The 16,892-nt window shown below is 68.5% G+C and carries 16 protein-coding genes and 1 pseudogene; 16 read left to right on the plus strand and 1 reads right to left on the minus strand.

Annotation, left to right across the window (positions count from 1 at the left end):
• Nucleotides 1-218 precede the first annotated feature (218 nt).
• Nucleotides 219-1,064 (plus strand): hypothetical protein, encoded by an 846-nt coding sequence (locus tag AC07GB_RS30190; RefSeq protein WP_478850933.1) that lies wholly within the window; start codon nt 219-221, stop codon nt 1,062-1,064.
• 115 nt (nt 1,065-1,179) lie between these two features.
• A pseudogene (locus AC07GB_RS30195) lies at nt 1,180-1,416 on the plus strand (transposase); the annotation flags it as partial.
• A gap of 166 nt (nt 1,417-1,582) precedes the next feature.
• Here the strand turns inward: AC07GB_RS30195 and AC07GB_RS30200 are convergent.
• Nucleotides 1,583-1,921, minus strand: coding sequence for a MerR family transcriptional regulator (locus tag AC07GB_RS30200; RefSeq protein WP_478850935.1), 339 nt, complete (start codon nt 1,919-1,921; stop codon nt 1,583-1,585).
• 265 nt (nt 1,922-2,186) lie between these two features.
• Between AC07GB_RS30200 and AC07GB_RS30205 the strand changes: the two genes are divergently transcribed.
• The 14 genes from AC07GB_RS30205 to AC07GB_RS30270 all read left to right on the plus strand — a co-directional run bounded on the left by AC07GB_RS30205 (nt 2,187) and on the right by AC07GB_RS30270 (nt 16,644).
• Nucleotides 2,187-3,254, plus strand: a complete 1,068-nt coding sequence (locus AC07GB_RS30205) for a fatty acid desaturase family protein (RefSeq protein ID WP_478850937.1) — start codon at nt 2,187-2,189, stop codon at nt 3,252-3,254.
• Nucleotides 3,251-4,276, plus strand: a complete 1,026-nt coding sequence (locus AC07GB_RS30210; RefSeq protein ID WP_478850939.1) for a beta-ketoacyl-ACP synthase III — start codon at nt 3,251-3,253, stop codon at nt 4,274-4,276. The genes AC07GB_RS30205 and AC07GB_RS30210 overlap by 4 nt, the downstream gene beginning before the upstream one ends.
• Nucleotides 4,277-4,557: 281 nt before the next feature.
• The gene (locus AC07GB_RS30215) at nt 4,558-5,472 is read left to right on the plus strand and encodes a phosphatidylglycerol lysyltransferase domain-containing protein (RefSeq protein WP_478850941.1); all 915 of its coding nucleotides are present in this window, start codon (nt 4,558-4,560) and stop codon (nt 5,470-5,472) included.
• A 75-nt stretch (nt 5,473-5,547) separates the two neighbouring features.
• Entirely contained in the window at nt 5,548-6,507 is a 960-nt protein-coding gene (locus AC07GB_RS30220) for a ferritin family protein (RefSeq protein ID WP_478850943.1), read from the plus strand.
• Nucleotides 6,504-7,391 (plus strand): alpha/beta hydrolase family protein, encoded by an 888-nt coding sequence (locus tag AC07GB_RS30225; RefSeq protein ID WP_478850945.1) that lies wholly within the window; start codon nt 6,504-6,506, stop codon nt 7,389-7,391. The genes AC07GB_RS30220 and AC07GB_RS30225 overlap by 4 nt, the downstream gene beginning before the upstream one ends.
• The gene (locus AC07GB_RS30230) at nt 7,388-9,211 is read left to right on the plus strand and encodes an acyl-CoA dehydrogenase (RefSeq protein ID WP_478850947.1); all 1,824 of its coding nucleotides are present in this window, start codon (nt 7,388-7,390) and stop codon (nt 9,209-9,211) included. Before AC07GB_RS30225 ends, AC07GB_RS30230 begins: the two co-directional genes overlap by 4 nt.
• Before the next feature lie 205 nt (nt 9,212-9,416).
• Complete coding sequence (locus tag AC07GB_RS30235; RefSeq protein WP_478850949.1) at nt 9,417-10,922, plus strand: aldehyde dehydrogenase family protein; 1,506 nt, start codon at nt 9,417-9,419, stop codon at nt 10,920-10,922.
• Nucleotides 10,923-11,030: 108 nt separating this feature from the next.
• A complete protein-coding gene (locus AC07GB_RS30240) occupies nt 11,031-12,161 on the plus strand; it encodes an acyl-CoA dehydrogenase (protein WP_478850951.1) in 1,131 nt (376 codons plus the stop codon).
• A 53-nt stretch (nt 12,162-12,214) separates the two neighbouring features.
• Nucleotides 12,215-13,516, plus strand: a complete 1,302-nt coding sequence (locus AC07GB_RS30245; RefSeq protein WP_478850994.1) for an aspartate aminotransferase family protein — start codon at nt 12,215-12,217, stop codon at nt 13,514-13,516.
• Nucleotides 13,509-14,000 (plus strand): type II toxin-antitoxin system RatA family toxin, encoded by a 492-nt coding sequence (locus AC07GB_RS30250; RefSeq protein WP_478850953.1) that lies wholly within the window; start codon nt 13,509-13,511, stop codon nt 13,998-14,000. The genes AC07GB_RS30245 and AC07GB_RS30250 overlap by 8 nt, the downstream gene beginning before the upstream one ends.
• Nucleotides 14,000-14,485, plus strand: a complete 486-nt coding sequence (locus tag AC07GB_RS30255; protein WP_478850955.1) for a hypothetical protein — start codon at nt 14,000-14,002, stop codon at nt 14,483-14,485. The genes AC07GB_RS30250 and AC07GB_RS30255 overlap by 1 nt, the downstream gene beginning before the upstream one ends.
• Complete coding sequence (locus tag AC07GB_RS30260; RefSeq protein WP_478850957.1) at nt 14,482-15,084, plus strand: flavin reductase family protein; 603 nt, start codon at nt 14,482-14,484, stop codon at nt 15,082-15,084. Before AC07GB_RS30255 ends, AC07GB_RS30260 begins: the two co-directional genes overlap by 4 nt.
• Before the next feature lie 32 nt (nt 15,085-15,116).
• Nucleotides 15,117-15,608, plus strand: a complete 492-nt coding sequence (locus tag AC07GB_RS30265) for a peroxiredoxin (protein WP_478850959.1) — start codon at nt 15,117-15,119, stop codon at nt 15,606-15,608.
• 61 nt (nt 15,609-15,669) lie between these two features.
• Nucleotides 15,670-16,644, plus strand: coding sequence for an AurF N-oxygenase family protein (locus AC07GB_RS30270; protein WP_478850960.1), 975 nt, complete (start codon nt 15,670-15,672; stop codon nt 16,642-16,644).
• The last annotated feature ends 248 nt before the right edge of the window (nt 16,645-16,892 follow it).

A 16,892-nucleotide genomic window follows, 5' to 3' on the forward strand; every position in this document is an offset into this window, starting at 1 on the left:
TGAACCATCACCTGATCGGAGGCCAGCTCGAAGAAGCTCAGTGTCTTCACACGCCGTTCGCCCCTGAGCGGTGCGGCTCCGCCGGCGAGAGACGTGGGAGGAAGTCCGCCGTGAGTCGTCAGCAGTACGGACCGGGTCCGACCGGTCCAGGGCCTCATAGAACGTCGCATTGTCTGCTGTTACCTGCACACCGTGCACGGCCCCCCGAGCCCTCTGTCATGCAGGCGATCGAATCGAGAATCACCTCCCTGCCCATGCTGGATGACAGCATGGGCTCAGGACGTCTTCTCCACAGAGCGGCGAGCGAGATCTCCATGATCTCCAATCTGCTGGCCCGGGACAGGGCCTCTGACCCGTCGACCGCCAGGGCTGTGCAGACGCTCGCAGCGTATGCGGCGGCCGCAGGGGCATGGATGTCCTTCGACGCGGGCCGGCACTCCGTCGCGGATTCCAACTACCGCTTCGGCCTGAGGGCCGCTGCCAGCGCCAACTTCGGCTATCTCCAGGCATATCTGCAGACCATGCTCGCCATGCTGCTCTGTGAGCTAGGCCGGACCTCAGAGGTCGCCACCTTGCTGCGGGCCGCCGAGGTTGCTGCACGCCCCGGAGGTGCCGCCCGCGTCACAGCGCTGACGCAGACGGCCCATGCTCTCGTCCAGGCGCACCGGGGTGATCCCTTTGCCTGTCTGCACGCCCTGGACGACGCGCGCACCACCCTGCAATCAGAAGCGGAAGTCGACCCGGTGGTTCTCACCTATTGGGTCACTGATGCCTGGATCGAGATCTGCGCAGGCACCGCATTGCTGCGGCTGGGACAGCCACGCGAGGCGGTCAACCACTTCCGCTACCTGGACTCTGGGGTTTCCCCGTTCACCGGTATCCGCGCGATGCCGCCATCTATTTCAGCCGAGCAGCAACAGCGCAGCTGGGGGCGGGGCATGTCGATGCGGCTGTGTTCTACGCCCATCGAGCGCTGGATCTGCTGGAAGGGATCTGCTCCGCCCGTGCAACCGAAGCGGTCACGCGCGTGGGTCGTGCGTTGTCACGAGGACAACAATCGGTGACCGTCCGGGAGTTCACTGCCCGTCTTCGCGAGCAGAGCAGTCCACTGCGTCTTGCTGACGGCTCACGCAACGAGGGCAGCCCCGAGGACTGAGCCGTGTCCATCGTCGACGGCACCTGGTGCCTGCCCGGGACCGGAGCATCGCAGTCTCGTGCAAGAACTCTCGCTACGCGACGAACCTCCAGGTGGTCATCGACGCCAACAGCCGCCTGGTCGTGGCGATCGGTGACCCGCTGCCCGGTAGCCGTAACGACTGCCGGGCCTTCAGCGAGTTAGGAGTGGGCCGGGCATGCCGCGGTGTTCCGACCATCGCCGACGGCGGCTACCCCGGGACCGGCCACCGCCCTTCCCGGCCCTCCTCTTCGCCGACGGGCAGCCACGGTGACGTCCTTGAGCACCTGTGTACACCCCGCATGACTTGCATGTCCGCACGTCCCGCACCGGCGTGCCGTCGGTGGCCGGCGGACCTGCTCGCACCGCTACAACGGCATCCGCTCGTCGGGACTGGCCCGACCACGCCTACAGTTTCCCGCTGGCCAGGGTCAGCAGTGAGGCGAGTTCCGCGTCCTGCGCGAGGACCGCGAGGACGTCGGCGATGCCGCGCAGAGCATGGCCGCGCCGTCGCAGGGTGCAGATGACGTGCAGGCGGGCGACGTGTTCGTCGCCGTACCACGCGACGCGTCCCTGCCGGCTTGGCGGTGGAACGAGTCCGAGCTGACGGTAGTAGCGCAGCGTCCGCACCGTGATACCCACGGCCGCGGCGGCCTCGGCTGCGCTGTATGTGCGTGCACGGGGCTGCACGGCTTGACCGCCGCCGTCGCACCGTGTCCGGGTGGCCGCGCTGCTGTCTTGTGTCATGGCCTTCCTCGCCGTCGGTGAGGGGCGGAGTTCATTGTCCACGTACCGGGTGCAATTGGACGTGATGGAACGCCGGAATCCCGGGAGGCTATCACCGCCGGGTCGTTCAGCGATGAAAACTGCGGCGGAAGCACTCCGAAGCACGGGAAAGCATTCCCAAGCACGGGGAGATGGCTGGACGGAGATATTGGCGGGCACCTAGATTCCTTCACCGAGAGCGCAACGCTCCCACCCGTCATATCCGGGGACAAACAGAGGAAGCGGCATGACATCGGTTGAAGCCTCACCTCCTTCCACACCGCAGGGCACGGCTGGCGGGGGCACATATAACGAGCTCACCGAGCTGATGAAGACAGCAGGGCTGCTCGACAGGAGCAGGGCCTACTTCAGGGTAAAGATCGCCTCCACTTTCCTTGCCCTTGCTGCCGGCTGGACTGCCTTCGCGTGGGCGGGCAATACCTGGTGGCAGCTGGCAGTGGCGGTCTACCTGGCCTTCTGGTTCGGCCAGACCGGCCTGGTCATGCACGACATCGGGCACCGCCAGGTATGGCGGACCCGGGGCCGGACCCAGGCCATGGGCTATTTTCACGCCAATCTTCTGGTCGGCATCAGTTTCGGCTGGTGGGTGGGACACCACACGCGCCACCATAATCACCCCAACCACCTCACTCTAGATCCCGATGTCGTCCGGCGACGGGTCATCTTTCACCCCAGCCAGAGCAAAAACCGCAGCGGCAAGTTCGCCCGCTTCGTCATCCGGCACCAGTCATGGCTGCTGTACGTTCTTCCCCTCATGGACTGGTTTCGTGTCCACCTCTCGGGGTTCGCGGCCGCCATCGAAGGAAACCTGAAGCAACGCCGCGTGCTCGACCTGACGCTCCTGACTGTCCACTTGGCAGCTTATGGCGCAGCCGTTTTCTATGTGCTTCCGCCGGTCAAAGCGATCGCCTTCATCTTCGTCCACCAGGCATTGTTCAGTCTCTATCTGGGGCTGATCTTCGCTCCGAACCACAAGGGGCTTGCGGTACGTGACGGCGAGCAGGAGCCCGACTGGCTGCCCCGGCAGGTCCTGACCTCCCGGAACATTCGGCCGGGCATGCTGACGGACTTCCTCTATGGCGGCCTCAATTACCAGATCGAGCACCACCTGTTCCCGGGGATGCCGCGCCCCCACCTGCGCCGCGCTCAGCCCCTGGTCAAGCAGTACTGCCTGACACACGGCCTGTCCTACCACGAGGTGTCCCTGGCCACTGCCTATGGGGAGATATCACGCCACCTCGCCGCGGTGACCAGTGAGGTGCGCAGTGCCGAGTCAGGCGGGGGCGAGAGGTGAGTACCCGCTACCACCCCTCTGGTGGCCGGACTGCCGTGCTGTGCGGACTCGGAACGTGGCTGCCGCCCAGGGTGGTCACCAATGACGACCTGGCCCAGCAGCTGAACACCTCCGACGAGTGGATCCGTGTGCGCACCGGGATACGGCAACGGCACATCGCCGACCCGTCCATGGCGACCTCGGATCTCGCGGTCGAAGCAGCGGTACGCGCACTGCGATCGGCCGGCACATCGTCAGTGGACGCTGTCGTCCTGGCCACCACCACACCCGACCGCATCTGCCCCGCCACAGCTCCTCTGGTGGCTTCCCGGCTGGGCCTGGCAGCCGCCGCCGCCTTCGACGTCGCGGCCGTGTGTACGGGATTCCTGTACGCCCTGGCCACGGCGACCGGGCTCATCTCGGCGGGTGTGGCCGACTCAGCCCTGGTCATCGGTGCCGAAACCTATTCGGCCATCCTCGACCCTGAGGACCGCTCCACTCGAGCGATCTTCGGGGACGGAGCCGGCGCCGTGGTCCTGCGGGCGGGCGTCGCCGGTGAGGACGGTGCGCTGGGACCGTTCGACCTCGGAAGCGACGGCAGCGGTGCCGACTTGATCATGGTGCCTTCAGGCGGGTCCCGGCAGCCCTTCTCCCCCCGCGCGCCGCAGACCAGCGACCCCTACTTCCGTATGCAGGGCACTGCGGTCTTCCGCGCCGCAGCCGAAGCGATGGCCAGCTCCGCGCGGACCGTTCTCGACCGGACCGGCTGGCCCGACAGCCAGCCGGACCTGCTGGTGGCTCACCAGGCCAACTTGCGCATCGTGGATGCCGTCGCCGACCGGCTGCGTCTGCCGCGTGAGCGCTGTGCGGTCAACATCGACCGTGTCGGAAACACCGCGGGTGCCTCCATTCCGCTCGCCCTGGCGCACGCCGTCGACGCAGGCCAGCTGCGGCCAGGCACACGCGTGCTGTTGACGGCCTTCGGCGGCGGTCTCACCTGGGGATCGTGCGCACTGCGTTGGCCTCGCATCACTCCCGGCTGACCCCCCGCCCCCTCGTGGCACCGCCCACCACCCGCAGTGAAGGAACCTGAGATGAACCCGGTATGCAACCGGATGGCCGACTTGCTGGCCCAGTGGATCGGCCTCGAGCCCTCCAGCACCACCCCGCACAGGCCTCCCCCTGAGCCCGCGGCGGCACAGCCCCAGCCCTCCGCTTCCTCCCACGCGCCGGCCTCAGGGCACGCCCGGTGACAGCCCCAAACACCCGTGATCCGCGCGCACTTCTGCGTGACTGCGCCGATCACCCCAGCGCCTTTTTGGCCATGAACCACGGCACCCGGCACCACCTAGGTGTCCGCGCCCCCGGGGTCATCGCCTACCGCATGCGCGGCCGTCGAGCCGTCCAACTGGGCGGCCCCTTCGCCGCACCAGAGCACCGCGGCACGCTCCTGGACGAATTCCGCGACGCCCTGCCCCGGCCTCGTCGGCCGCTGACCGTCGCCCAGCTCCGCGCGGACGACGTGAGCCTCTACGAGGCGCGCGGCTTCACGGTCAACCAGTTCGGCAGTACCTACGCGATCGACCTGCGGAGCTTCACCGTACGCGGCAAGGCCCTCGCCAAGATCCGTCAGAACACGTCGCGAGCCCGCCGCGAGGGCGTGACGGTCGAGGAGTCTTCAGCGGACTCCGCCACCACGGTGATGCTGGATGCCATCGACATGGCCTGGCTGCGTGACAAGGGCCGCCACGTCAAGAAACTCGATTTCCTGGTCGGCGAACGCGGCGGGGCGGGCGAGCGCTACCGGCGCACCTTCCTTGCCCGGCACCACGGCAAAATCGTCGCCTACCTCACCTACTCCCCGGCCTACGGACGCCGGCCAGGCTGGCTCTACGACCTCACCCGCCGGGCCCCCGACGCTCCCGTGGGCACCGTGGAGCTGCTCAACCTCACCGCGCTGCTCCGCTTCCAGGACGAGGGTGCCCCTTGGCTGCACCTGGGCCTGACGCCCCTGGCAGGGCTGGACCCCCGGCACGAGCCGTCCAGTTCCAGCCGCGTCCTCAACTCCGCCCTCACCACGCTGGCCAGGCGGGGACAGGCGTTGTACCCGGCACGGACGCAGGAAGCATTCAAGCTGAAGTGGGCCCCTCATGTGATCGAGCCCGAGTACCTCGCCTTTGAGAGCGGCGCCTCGGTGCCCTCCGTATGGAATCTCCTGCGGATCACCCGCGCCGTATGACCGCAGTCGGCGCTCGATCCACCACCGCCCGGCTGTCTGTGCAGTCGGTTCCCATCTAGCGAAGGAGGACGGCGGATGACCACCGCTGCCCCATCCGAAGTTGACCTCGACAGTGCTCCCGGCGTCCTGGAGGGGGCTCGTACCATCGAACTCACCGCGGAACAGTGCGATCTGCCGTACTGGCTCGAGCACGTCGCCGGCGGCATGCTGCGCACGCTGCGTGAGGATGACCGGTACGACCTCGCACCGACACGCACACTCCTGGCTCCCGGTGCGCTGCGCGAAGCGCTGGTGACCGAGTTCTCCTTCCGGCATCTCGCGGAGGAGAAGGCGGCCAGGGCGCTGGGAGAACTCGTCGCGCACGCTCCCGACACCGCGAGCCTGGAGTTCTTCTCCACCCAGCTGGTGGACGAGGCACGCCATGCCCGCGCCTTCCGGGAACACCTGCTGCGCCTGGGTATCGACGGCCCTGACCTGGCGGCCACCATCGAGCGCGTGGCACGCGCCGACAGCGAGGCCATCCTCGATCCGCTCGAGCGGTTCGCCCTGGACGTCGTCCGCGGCGAGGGTGACTTCTACGGCGGTGTCGTCACCCTGACCGTCCTGGTGGAGGGCGTCCTCGCGCCTGCTGCCGAGCTGAGCGAGCGCAAGTGGCGGCCCTGGGACCCCGCGGCGGCACTCGTGGAACGCGCGGCGAATATCGACGAGATCCGGCATCTGGCCGTGGGCAGCTCCATCGTGCGCCGCCACGTCGCGGACAACCCCGCTGAGCGCAAGCGCCTGGCGGAACTCGTCGCCACGGGCCGCGCACTGTGGGAGGGCCTGCCCATGGTCGACATGCTGCTGCGGCGCGAGCTGCTCTTCCAGGAGGGCCTGCGCGAACACGCCGCGCTGATCGGGGATTACGAGGTATGGCCGGGGCGTCGGCTCGTGGACACCGATCCGCAGGAGCGCCTGGAGACAGCGCAGCGCTGGTCGCACGAGACCCAGCAGGCACGGCTGGAGTACATGCTGCTCGCGGACGGCTCCCGGTGAGTGCTCCGAAGCGGCCTTCGCACGGCCCGGCCGAGCCGGTGCGCGTGGCCCTGGACCGCAGCGGAGCACGCCTTGCCGGCTTCGCCTATCAGCCCGCAGGTCCGCCCCTGGCCACGCTGGTCCTCTTCCCGGCCCTGGGTGTGCCGGCTTCGTACTACGACGCGTTCTGCCGTGGGTTGGGTGCGCACGGCATCGCGGTCCTTGCGGTGGACCTGCGCGGCCAAGGCGACAGCAGCCCCCCGGCCGGGCGCACCACCCGCTATGGCTACCACGACCTCGCCTCGCGTGACTGGCCGGCGGCGGTGGCGGCCGCGCGCCGCCATTTCGGTGCCCTGCCGGTGTGCACCCTGGGCCACAGCATCGGCGGTCAGATCTCCCTCCTGCACGCGTCGTTGGCACCCGAGACGGTCAGCGGCGTCGCCCTGGTGGCGGCAGGCTCCGTCGATCACCGGGGATTTCGCGGCTCCCGCCGCCTCGCCGTGCTCGCGGGAACGCAGTGCGTGGCGGCGGCCGCCTCCGTGTGGGGGTACTGGCCGGGTCACCGGCTGGGCTTTGGAGGCCGCCAGTCGGCTCGGCTGATGCGCGACTGGGCCCGTCTGGGCCGCACGGGACGGTTCGCGCCGTCCGGTGCGGACGTGAACTACGAACAGCTTCTGGCCCGGGTGACGTCGCCGGTCCTTGCCCTGTCCGTGGAAGGGGACCGCCTCGCCCCGCCCACAGCGGTGGACCGGTTGTGCCAGAAGGCGCCTGGCGCACGCCTGAGGCGCAGCCATTACGCCCCGCCCGACGGCAGCTCACTGGACCACTTCCGGTGGACGCGTCATGGCGTTGCGATCGCAGCGCGGGTCCGCGCATGGATGGAGACGGATGTGATCCGACCGTGAACCACCCGCACCCGATGACCACGTCCGCGGTGACGGCCCTGCGCGGCCTCATCCGCGACGAGGGCTACGACCTCCACCGTGAACAGCTGCGCCGCATCTTCTCCGCGGACATCTTTCACCGCTCCGCGCAGGTGAGTTCCCCCGAGCGTGCCGCTCTGACCTATCAGCGGATGCGGCACATCAGCGACGGGCTGGCAGCGCGAGGTCCGCTGGTTGAGGACCGGACCCGTCTGCGGGCTGTCCTTGAGTGGTCGGCTCTCGCGGACCCGCCTTTGTTCTACGCGATGTTCCTGCACCACTTCGCGACCGTGGGGGCGGTGCTCGACTTCGGCCGGGAACGTGATGATCTCGACGGCCCCCTGGCGGAGCTGGCGTCGTTGCGCTCCATCGGGGCGTTGTGCATGACCGAGGCGGGACGCGGCAACAGCAACATCGCCGTGCGCACGCAGGCGGTCTACGATCCCGCCAGCCGCCAGTTCGTGCTCAGCACCCCCGATGCGGCGGCGATGAAGTTCCCCTCGAATGTCGGGGTCGACGGCCTCAGCAGGCTCTGCATCGTCACCGCGCAGCTGATCGCCGGCGGGAAGGAGCGCGGTCAGTTCTGCTTCCTTGTGCGTCTGCGCGACGAAGCGGGACCGGCTGCGGGAGTGCGTATCGTCCCCCAATCCCCCACGCAACCCCTGGCGCTGGACTGTGCGAGCGTGTCCTTCGACGCCGTCCGCCTTCCGTTCAGCAGCTGGCTGAGCGACTCCGCGTCGCTGAGCGAAAGCGGCGAGTTCCACGATCCGCTCGAGCAGGATCAGCGTGTGCGCCGCACGGTGAGCATCATGCGGTTTTCCTGGGAGTCCGCGATCACGGCGCTGGCCGGCGTCACCCGAGCGAGCGCGTCGCTGGCCGTGCAGCACGCTCACCGGCGCCGCACCAGCGGGCCGATGGCAGCCGATCTTCCGGTGATCCGGTACCGCAATCAGCAGCGGGCCCTGTTCAGCGCGCTGGCGGGCGGGTATGTGGCGGGTTTCATCGCCAAGAATCTGCCTGCGGTTCCCCTCACCGCACAGCATGACGAAGGGGCTCTGCGCCAGACCTACCTGATGAAGGTGCTGGTCGACCGCCTCGCCGAACGCGTCACGGCGCGCAGCCGCACGGCGTGCGGAGCGCACGGCTTCTACGGTGAGAACCGGTTCCTGGACTACCAGGTGCTCGCGCACTCCTTCAACGCGGCGGCGGCCGACAACCAGATCCTGCTGCTCGACGCCGCTTATGCGCTGCTCGTCGGAGGCGACTACACGCCACCGGTCGACGATGTGGTTCCGGCGGTCGGGCGGAGCCTGACCGAGCCGGCCCTGTGGAGCGCGCTGGCCCGGTCCCGCGAGCGCCGCCTGTTCGAGGCGCTGACGAACTCCCTGGCTGAGGTGCCGGGGCATGAGGGAGATCTCCTCGCGTTCTGGAACAGCCGTCTGGCTCCGGCGGAGGAGCTTGCTGAGGCGCATGCGGCGCGCCTGGCGGCGGAGTCGGTGCAGGCGTCGGTGGAGTCGGTGACCGATCCGGACCTGCGGCGCTGTCTGGCGCAGTTGTGTGCGATCCACTTCCTTGAGGAGGTCGCCGTTCATGACGGCTGGTACCTCAGCGAGGGCCTTTTGAGCGCGCAGGAGGTGCGGCACATCCCCGCTCTCCTGGACGAGTTGTGCCAGCAGGTCGCTCCGTACGCACTCGGCCTCTGCGAGGCGTTGGACGTGCCCTTGGAGGCTGTGGGTGCGCCGATGAGCCGCCCGGACTATGCCTGCGCCGATGCCCTCCAGCCGTCCGGTTCGCCGCTCTAGACCACTCGGTGTCACAGGACAGAACTCTCAACCCCACGCCTATAAATAACAGGAGTGAACAGTCATGTCTGCAAACCCGCAGCGCACACCATGGGCGGGAACGGGCGAAGATCTCCCCTCCCCGGTGGTGTCGTACCCGTCCTACGTCGGCGGGCAGGATGTGCCGGGGGACCGGTGGGTCTATGTGCTGGATTCGGGCGCTCTCATGGACGACGTATTCGCCAGCCTGACGCTCAAGCGGAAGCTGGAACGGGGCGAGGAGATCCCCGATGTGCTGCCTGCGAGCGTGGTGGGGCGGGTGGCTCGGGCTGACCGGGACACGGTGCAAAAGTCCCTGGAGGCCGCCTCTGACGCGGCGGCGCAGTGGGCGCGATTCCCCCTGGAGGTCCGTCTCGACGAGCTGGGCGCGCTGCTGCACCGCAGTATCGCCGACCACGCCGCGGACATCGTCGACGTGCTGGTCCAGGAGGGCCACCCTCTCGCTCTGGCCCGCTGGCAGGTCTCCGGCATGCTCCACGGCGTCTCACCCGAAACCATCAGCTTCTACCGCTCGCAGATGGTCCAGGAATACCCCCACGGCTCCCGGCGCCTGCTCGTGCGGCGCTGCGCGGACGGTGTCGTCTGCCTCAATCCTCCCCACAACGCGCCCCTGTCCAGCGCCATGCTGGGCGCCACCTCCCTGATGGCGGGCAATGCCCTGGTGGTGCGGGCACCGCGCAGCGCCCCGCTGGGCGTGATGTTCGCGATGCGGGAGGTGGTACGGCCGGTCCTGGACAAGCTCGGCGCCCCGCCCGGCACACTGAACGTCGTGTGCGGGGAGCCAGCCCCCATGCTGGCTGCCTGGCTGAAGAGTCCCCTGGTCAACGACGTGCTCTACTTCGGCGACAGCGACCGGGGCCTGGATTTTCAGAACCGGTGCGTCCAGGCCGGCAAGAAGCCGATCCTGGAACTGGCGGGCAATGACGCCGTGGTGGTGTGGAAGGACGCCGACCTCGAACTTGCCGCTGAGGCCCTGACGGAGAGCTTCTTCGGCTCGGGCCAGCTGTGCATGGTGCCCAACCAGGTACTGGTCCATCCCGCCGTCGCCGACGAGCTGCTGCACACCCTGGTCCGCCACATCGGTCACATCCGGCCCGGTCTGGCGCGCGAGGAAGATGTGCTGCTCTCTCCGGTGCTGCGCAACGAGAAGTTCTTCGACTGCCTCGCCGACGCCAAGAGCAAGGGTGCGGAAGTGGTGTGCGGCGGTCACGCCATGCAGGCGGATGAGACGCGGGACGCGGCGGGCATGTTCCTGGAACCGACCGTGGTGCTCGTCCACGGACTTGACCAGGCCCGCGAGGTGCAGGCGGTGCGTCATGAGACCTTCTTCCCGCTCCTGCCGGTCATCGTGCCCGACCCGGCCCCCGACTCCGTGCTGCTGGAGCAGTTCACGGCATTCGTCAACAGCAACGCCTACGGCCTGCGCAACTCGGTATGGGCCCAGGACCCCGACGTGGTCGCCCACTTCGTCGAGGAGATCCGCCAGGGCGGCCTGCTCAAGGTCAACGACTCGCACCTGGGTTTCTTGCCCTTCCTGCCCTCGCACGGAGGCACGGGCTTGACCGGCGGTGTCTTCGGCGAGGCCAACTACCCCATTCTGCGGACCTCCCATCTCCAGGGCGTCAGCATCGCCAAGGGGATCCGGCCGCGCGCCGCGGTCTTCGGCACCTAGCAGGCCGAGCGGCACAGGCATCCCAGCCGACCCACCTGCCCCCCTTCGCCCCGCCTACCCCCCTTCGCCCCGCCCCCCCTGGTCAACGTAAGGAAGTGAGGATCTGACATGCGTCCCCTCGACGATGCCCGGCAGACATGCGAGACGTTTCTGCCCGGCCTGCTCAAGGAACTGGGCACCATGCCCCTGACCTTGCTGGAGTCCAGTGACAGCCCAGCCATCGACGCCTTCCGCCGGCACAACGGGCCGGCCCTCGTCATCCCCAAGCAGTACGGCGGCCTGGGAGCCGACCCGCTACAGGCACTTGCCACCACCCGTGCTCTGGCCTGCGCGGCCCCTTCACTGGCAGTGGGCACCACCATGCACCACTTCTCCGCCGCCACCCTGTTCAACCTCGCCGACAGCGATCCGGGCGGCCTGTCGTCCCTCTTCGTTCAGACGGTGGCCGAGGAACATCTCCTGATCGCCTCCGGCTTCTCCGAGGGCAACCCCGGCCAGGGCATCTTCAGCCCCACCATGAAGGCCACCCCGTGCGAGGGCGGCTACGTCCTGAACGGGACGAAGAAGCCGTGCAGCCTGTCCCGCTCCATGGACATGCTGACCGCGAGCGTGGCCATACCCCGCAACGACGGCGGCCGCGACCTGGCAGTGGCGCTCATCCCCCGCGACAGCGAGGGCCTGAGCGTGCACCCCTTCTGGTCCAGTTGGGCCCTCGCGGGCGCGGAGAGCGACGAAGTCCGCGTCACCGACGTCTTCGTCCAGGACGAACTCCTGGTCCGCACGGAACTGGAGGAAGAGCGCCTCAGCTCACTGCAGGCCGTCGGCCTGATCTGGTTCGAGCTGCTCATCAGCGCCTCCTACCTGGGCATCGCCAGCGCGCTGGCCGAACGCGTCTGGCAGGGCGAGCGCGGCGGGGCGACCGAGCGGGCCCAGCTGTTCACCCACCTGGAGTCGGCCACGCTCCTCCTGGAATCGGTGGCACGCATGATCATCGCCGGTGAAGCCGACGACGCGGCACTCACCAAGAGCCTGATCGCCCGCTACACCGTCCAGGACATCCTCGGCGAAACCACCCGCAAGGCCGCCGAACTGCTGGGCGGCATGGCCTTCATCAAGTCCCCCGACGTGGCGTACCTGACCGCGGCCTGCACGGCGCTGTCCTTCCACCCTCCCTCCCGCACCGCGTTCACCGAGCCCCTGCTCGACTACGTCGCCAAGCGCCCTGTCGGCCTTTCGTGAAAGGAGCCGTCCCCATGTCACCCGACGAGTCCGCCCCCACCAGCAGCCCCGACATGCCGTCGACCCTGCACCCGTACCGTGGCGCCCTCTCCCCCGAACCGCTCACCCATCTGTATCGGACCCGGCTCAGCAGCGGCCGTGCGATGCTCGGCGAACTCTTCGGCGGCCATATCGAGGTGGCTTCCCAGGGCGCCTGGGTCACCACGAGCAGCGGACGGCGCTTCTTGAACTGCGGCGGCTACGGCGTGTTCCTGACCGGAGCACGCCACCCCACCGTCATGCGCTATGTGACCGAACAGCTCCACACCCACCCTGTCGCCACCCGCCTCTTCCTGGAACCGCACGCGGCGCTGGCCGCGGACGCCCTGGTCTCGGTCGCCCCCGCAGGCATGGAACGCGTGCACTTCGCCGGCTCCGGCACCGAAGCCGTCGAAGCCGCCATCAAGATGGCCCGCCTGAACGGCAAGACCCAGCTCATCGCCATGGAGAACGGCTACCACGGCAAAACCATGGGCGCGCTCAGCCTCACCGGCCGACCCGTCTTCCAGGACCCCTTCCGCCCCCTGCTGCCCGCCGTCACCCACGTGCCCTACGCCGACACTCCCGCCCTTGAGCGCGCCCTGGCCGCAGCGGGGGACGGGCAGTCGTGCGTCTTCGTCGAACCCGTGCAGGGTGAGGCAGGCGTCATCATCCCCCCGGCCGGCTATCTCAGCGCGGTCGAGGAACTGTGCCGGCGCTACCACGCCTTCCTGGTCCTCGACGAGATCCAGACAGGTCTGGGCCGGCTGGGCGAGTGGTGGGGAGCGGACACCGAAGTCGTCCGCCCCGACGCGCTGCTGGTCGGCAAAGTCCTCAGTGGCGCCGTCGTCCCCGTCTCCGCCGTGATCGCCACGCCCGAGGCCTTCGCCCCCCTGGACCGCGACCCCTACCTGCACACCTCGACGTTCTCCGGCGCTCCCCTGGCCATGGCCGCCGCACGCGGCACCATCGCAGCCATCAAGGAGGACGACCTCGTCGAACGTGCCTGCACCATCGGCGCCGGACTCCTCGATGAGTTGCGCCGCATCGTCAGCGGCCACTTCGGCAGCGCCGTCGCGGAGGTCCGCGGCCGCGGTCTGCTGCTGGGCATCGAGTTCACCGACCCGGCCCTGGTGGGCGATCTGCTCGTGGAGCTGACAGCACACGGCGTCATCGCCAACCACTCACTGAACTCCCAAACCGTCCTGCGCCTCACCCCGCCGGCCGTCCTCACCCAGGACGACCTCGACTTCCTGTACACCTCGATGGACCGCGCCTGCTGCGCCCTGGCCCACCGCTACAACCCCCGCACCGAAGGGAACCCGTCCTATGCGTAGCGCGCACCTTGCCGTCCGCGTCCCTGCCCTCACTCCTGAAGCGGCCTTCCGCCACCTCCAGGATTTCGAGCGCTACCCAGGCTTGGCCGACGCGGTCCTGAATGTCAGCGTCTACGGCACCTCAGGCGCCACCAGCCGATCCACGTGGGAAGTGGCTTTCCGTAACGGGGTGCTGCGCTGGACCGAAGCCGACGAGACCGACCCCCAGGCGCTGACCATCGCCTTCCGCCAGACAGAGGGGGACTTCGCCGAGTTCAGCGGCAGCTGGAGCGTGGCCGCCGACGCCGACGGCTGTGCCGTCACCTTCGACTGCACCTTCGACTTCGGTATCCCCAGTCTGGCCGGGGTCCTGGAGCCGATCGCCGAACGCGTCCTGAAAGAGACGATCCTGCACATCCTCCACGGCCTGTTCGGCCCCGTCCGCACCGTCAAGGACAAGGCACCCGGTGCGCCGACGCCGGCCAGCCTCGCGGGACAGCACTGATGGACACCCGCAATCTCTTCGAGACACGTACCACCTACAGGCTCCTGCGGCTGGAGTACGGCCTGGGACTCATCGTCACCGCCGCAGCCTTCATCGACCACATCAGCGAAGTCCGCTGGATCCCCGCCCTCATCCTGTTCGCCTACATCGACGTCATCGGCTACCTGCCCGGCCTCATCACCTATCACCGCACACCAGGTCGGCACGTCCCCAAGGTGTACTACGTCCTCTACAACACCATGCACAGCCTGGCCGTCCAAGGGCTGGTCGTGCTGGCCTGGATATGGTGGCTGGGCTTCGAATGGGCCCTCCTCGTGGTGCCCCTGCACTTGTTCGGCGACCGCGCCCTGCTCGGGAACTTCCTCAAACCCTTCGCGGTCAGTTTCGAGCCGAAGGCCCACCCCGCCTACACGGGGCTGCGCAAGGCACTCGAAACCTCCTCCAAAGCCACAGGAAAGCACCCCCAGCCGGAGGCAGCCGCATGAGCGCCCCCCTCGGCCCCGCCTGGCCGGCGGAGGCAAGCGCCACGCCCCGGACACCCCTCACCTCCCACTTCACCTCGGGCGTAGCCGTACTCAGCCACGGTGATCTCGAACGGCCGCGCGGAGTCACGGTCAGCACCGTGACGCTCGCCTCCGTCACCCCGCCCCTGGTCTCCGTCGCGCTGCGCCGTACCAGCAGGGCCTTGGCGGAGCTGCTTGATGCCCGCACCTTCGTCGTCAACCACCTGTCGGCCGACCAGTCCAGCCTGGCCAAACATTTCGCCCGGCGCGACAGAAACGCACCGGACAGCTTCCCCGGCGCCGGCACGGTGTGGGGCGGACGCTCAGCCGGCGGCACCCCGCTGCTGAGCGCCGCAGCAAGCTGGCTGGACTGCCAGGTCGAGCGGAGCCTCCCGGTCGGCGACCACATCCTGGTCCTGGCCCGCGTTCTTGACGCAGCCGTCGGCACAGGCACACCACTCCTGCACTGCGCCGGCCAGCTCCTGGCCCCGCCGTGCGACCCCCCTGCCGGTCCTCCGCTCACCCGCCCGGCCGTCAGCCCCGCCATCAACGACGTACGGCATAACGCCTCTGCGACTTGACGCTTTCCCTCTCCTCGACACTAGGGACCACAGTGCCCAAGGACACCTCCTCGCACCCGCCAGCACCGGACTTCACCCTGCCCGGCGGGCGCCTCATGAACGGCCATTTCGAGCGGCAGACCTACTCACTGTCCGCACACCGCGGCCGACCCCTGGTCTTGGCCTTCTATCCCGGCGACAACACCCCCGTGTGCACACGCCAGATGTGTTCCTACACCCACCACCTCGAGCAGTTCGCGGCTCTGGACGCCGAGGTATGGGGTATCAGCCCGCAGGATGTCGACAGCCACGAGCAGTTCGCGCGCAGCAAAAGGATCACGCTGCCGCTCCTTGCCGACACCGACCGGGCAGTCGCCCGCTCCTTCGGTGTCGCCGCCCCTGTCATCGGCGTGCGCCGCTCCGTATGCGTGATCGATGCCGCCGGACGTCTCAGCTGGCAGCACACCGCGCTCCTTGGGGCCACCTTTCAGCCTGTCGCCGCGCTCGTGACACAGCTTTCCCTGCTCAAGACCCGATCACGCTGACCGGGAGCGCGCCCCGCACCCAGCAGTGTCCTACACCTGTACCTTCGGAGACAGCGACGTCATGCATGCACAGCGGCACACCACCTCGCACCGCAACCGCCACGTCCTTGAACGCGACCGCGAAACCACCGCGCAGCGGCTCCTGGTCGCCTCCGCGCGGCACTCATCCGACCCCGACACCCAACTCGACTGGACAGCCCCGTTCGAGGACGGCAAATGGTACGTCGCACCTGAGCTGATCTCGCTCTACAAAACCCCCCTGTGGGAGCGGATGAGCGAAGAGCAGCGTATGGAGCTCTCCCGCCACGAACGGGCCTCGATCACCTGCTCGGGCATCTGGTTCGAACAGATCCTCATGCACCTGCTGCTACGACACCTCGACGGCTTCCCCTGTACCAGCGATCATGTCCGGTACGCATACACCGAGATCGCCGACGAATGCCGCCATTCCATGATGTTCGGCCGCCTGGTCCGCAAACTCGAAACGCCCGTCTACGGAGCCGGCCAGCGCGACCGCGCACAGGGGTGGTTCCTCAAAACCCTCGCCACCAGTCCCGCCGCACTGGCCGCCGCCCTGCTCGTCGAGGAACTCCTGGACTGGCTGGAGCGCAAGACTGCCGAAGATGAGCGGGTACAGCCTCTCGTGCGGAGCGTGATACGCATCCACATCATCGAAGAAGCCCGCCACGTCCGGTACGCGCGCGAAGAGCTGCGCCGTCAGATGCGACAGGCGACAGCCGCCGAACGCGCCTACGTTCAGCTTCTCACCGGGCAGATGGCACGCGTCGTCGCCCGGACACTGATCAGCCCCTCCGTCTACCACGCCGTCGGCCTGGACCCGGACACCGCTGTCAAGGAGGCCCGTCGCTGCCCCCACCGCCAGGACGTCCTCCACAGCGCCATGAAACGCCTCATCACCTTCTTCGAAGAGGTCGGCGTCATCCACAACCCGGCGGCCCGCAGCCTGTGGTACAGCTCGGGCTTGATGCCACGGCCCGGGGCGCGGCTGAAAGTCGGACAGTCCGCCGCTCTGTAGCAAGTCGGAGACCGGGCCCTGCCCGAAGGCACGACCGGCTCCTCTCCACCGTCGCCGTGCACCGGCTCCGGCAGGCCTGGGTCGACCCGGTCCGCCCCGGCGGCGGGATGGTGACCCCACTCGACAGCCCCTTCCAGCGTCAGCCTTGAGCGCCGCCGGTTCCCCGACCGCGGAAGGAGATTCCTCTGCATACACGCAGCGACAGTGACAAGGGCCGGCGGGCCATCCGATGGCGCAACACCGGCGGG

This window comes from Streptomyces sp. NPDC045778 (genome assembly GCF_056431945.1).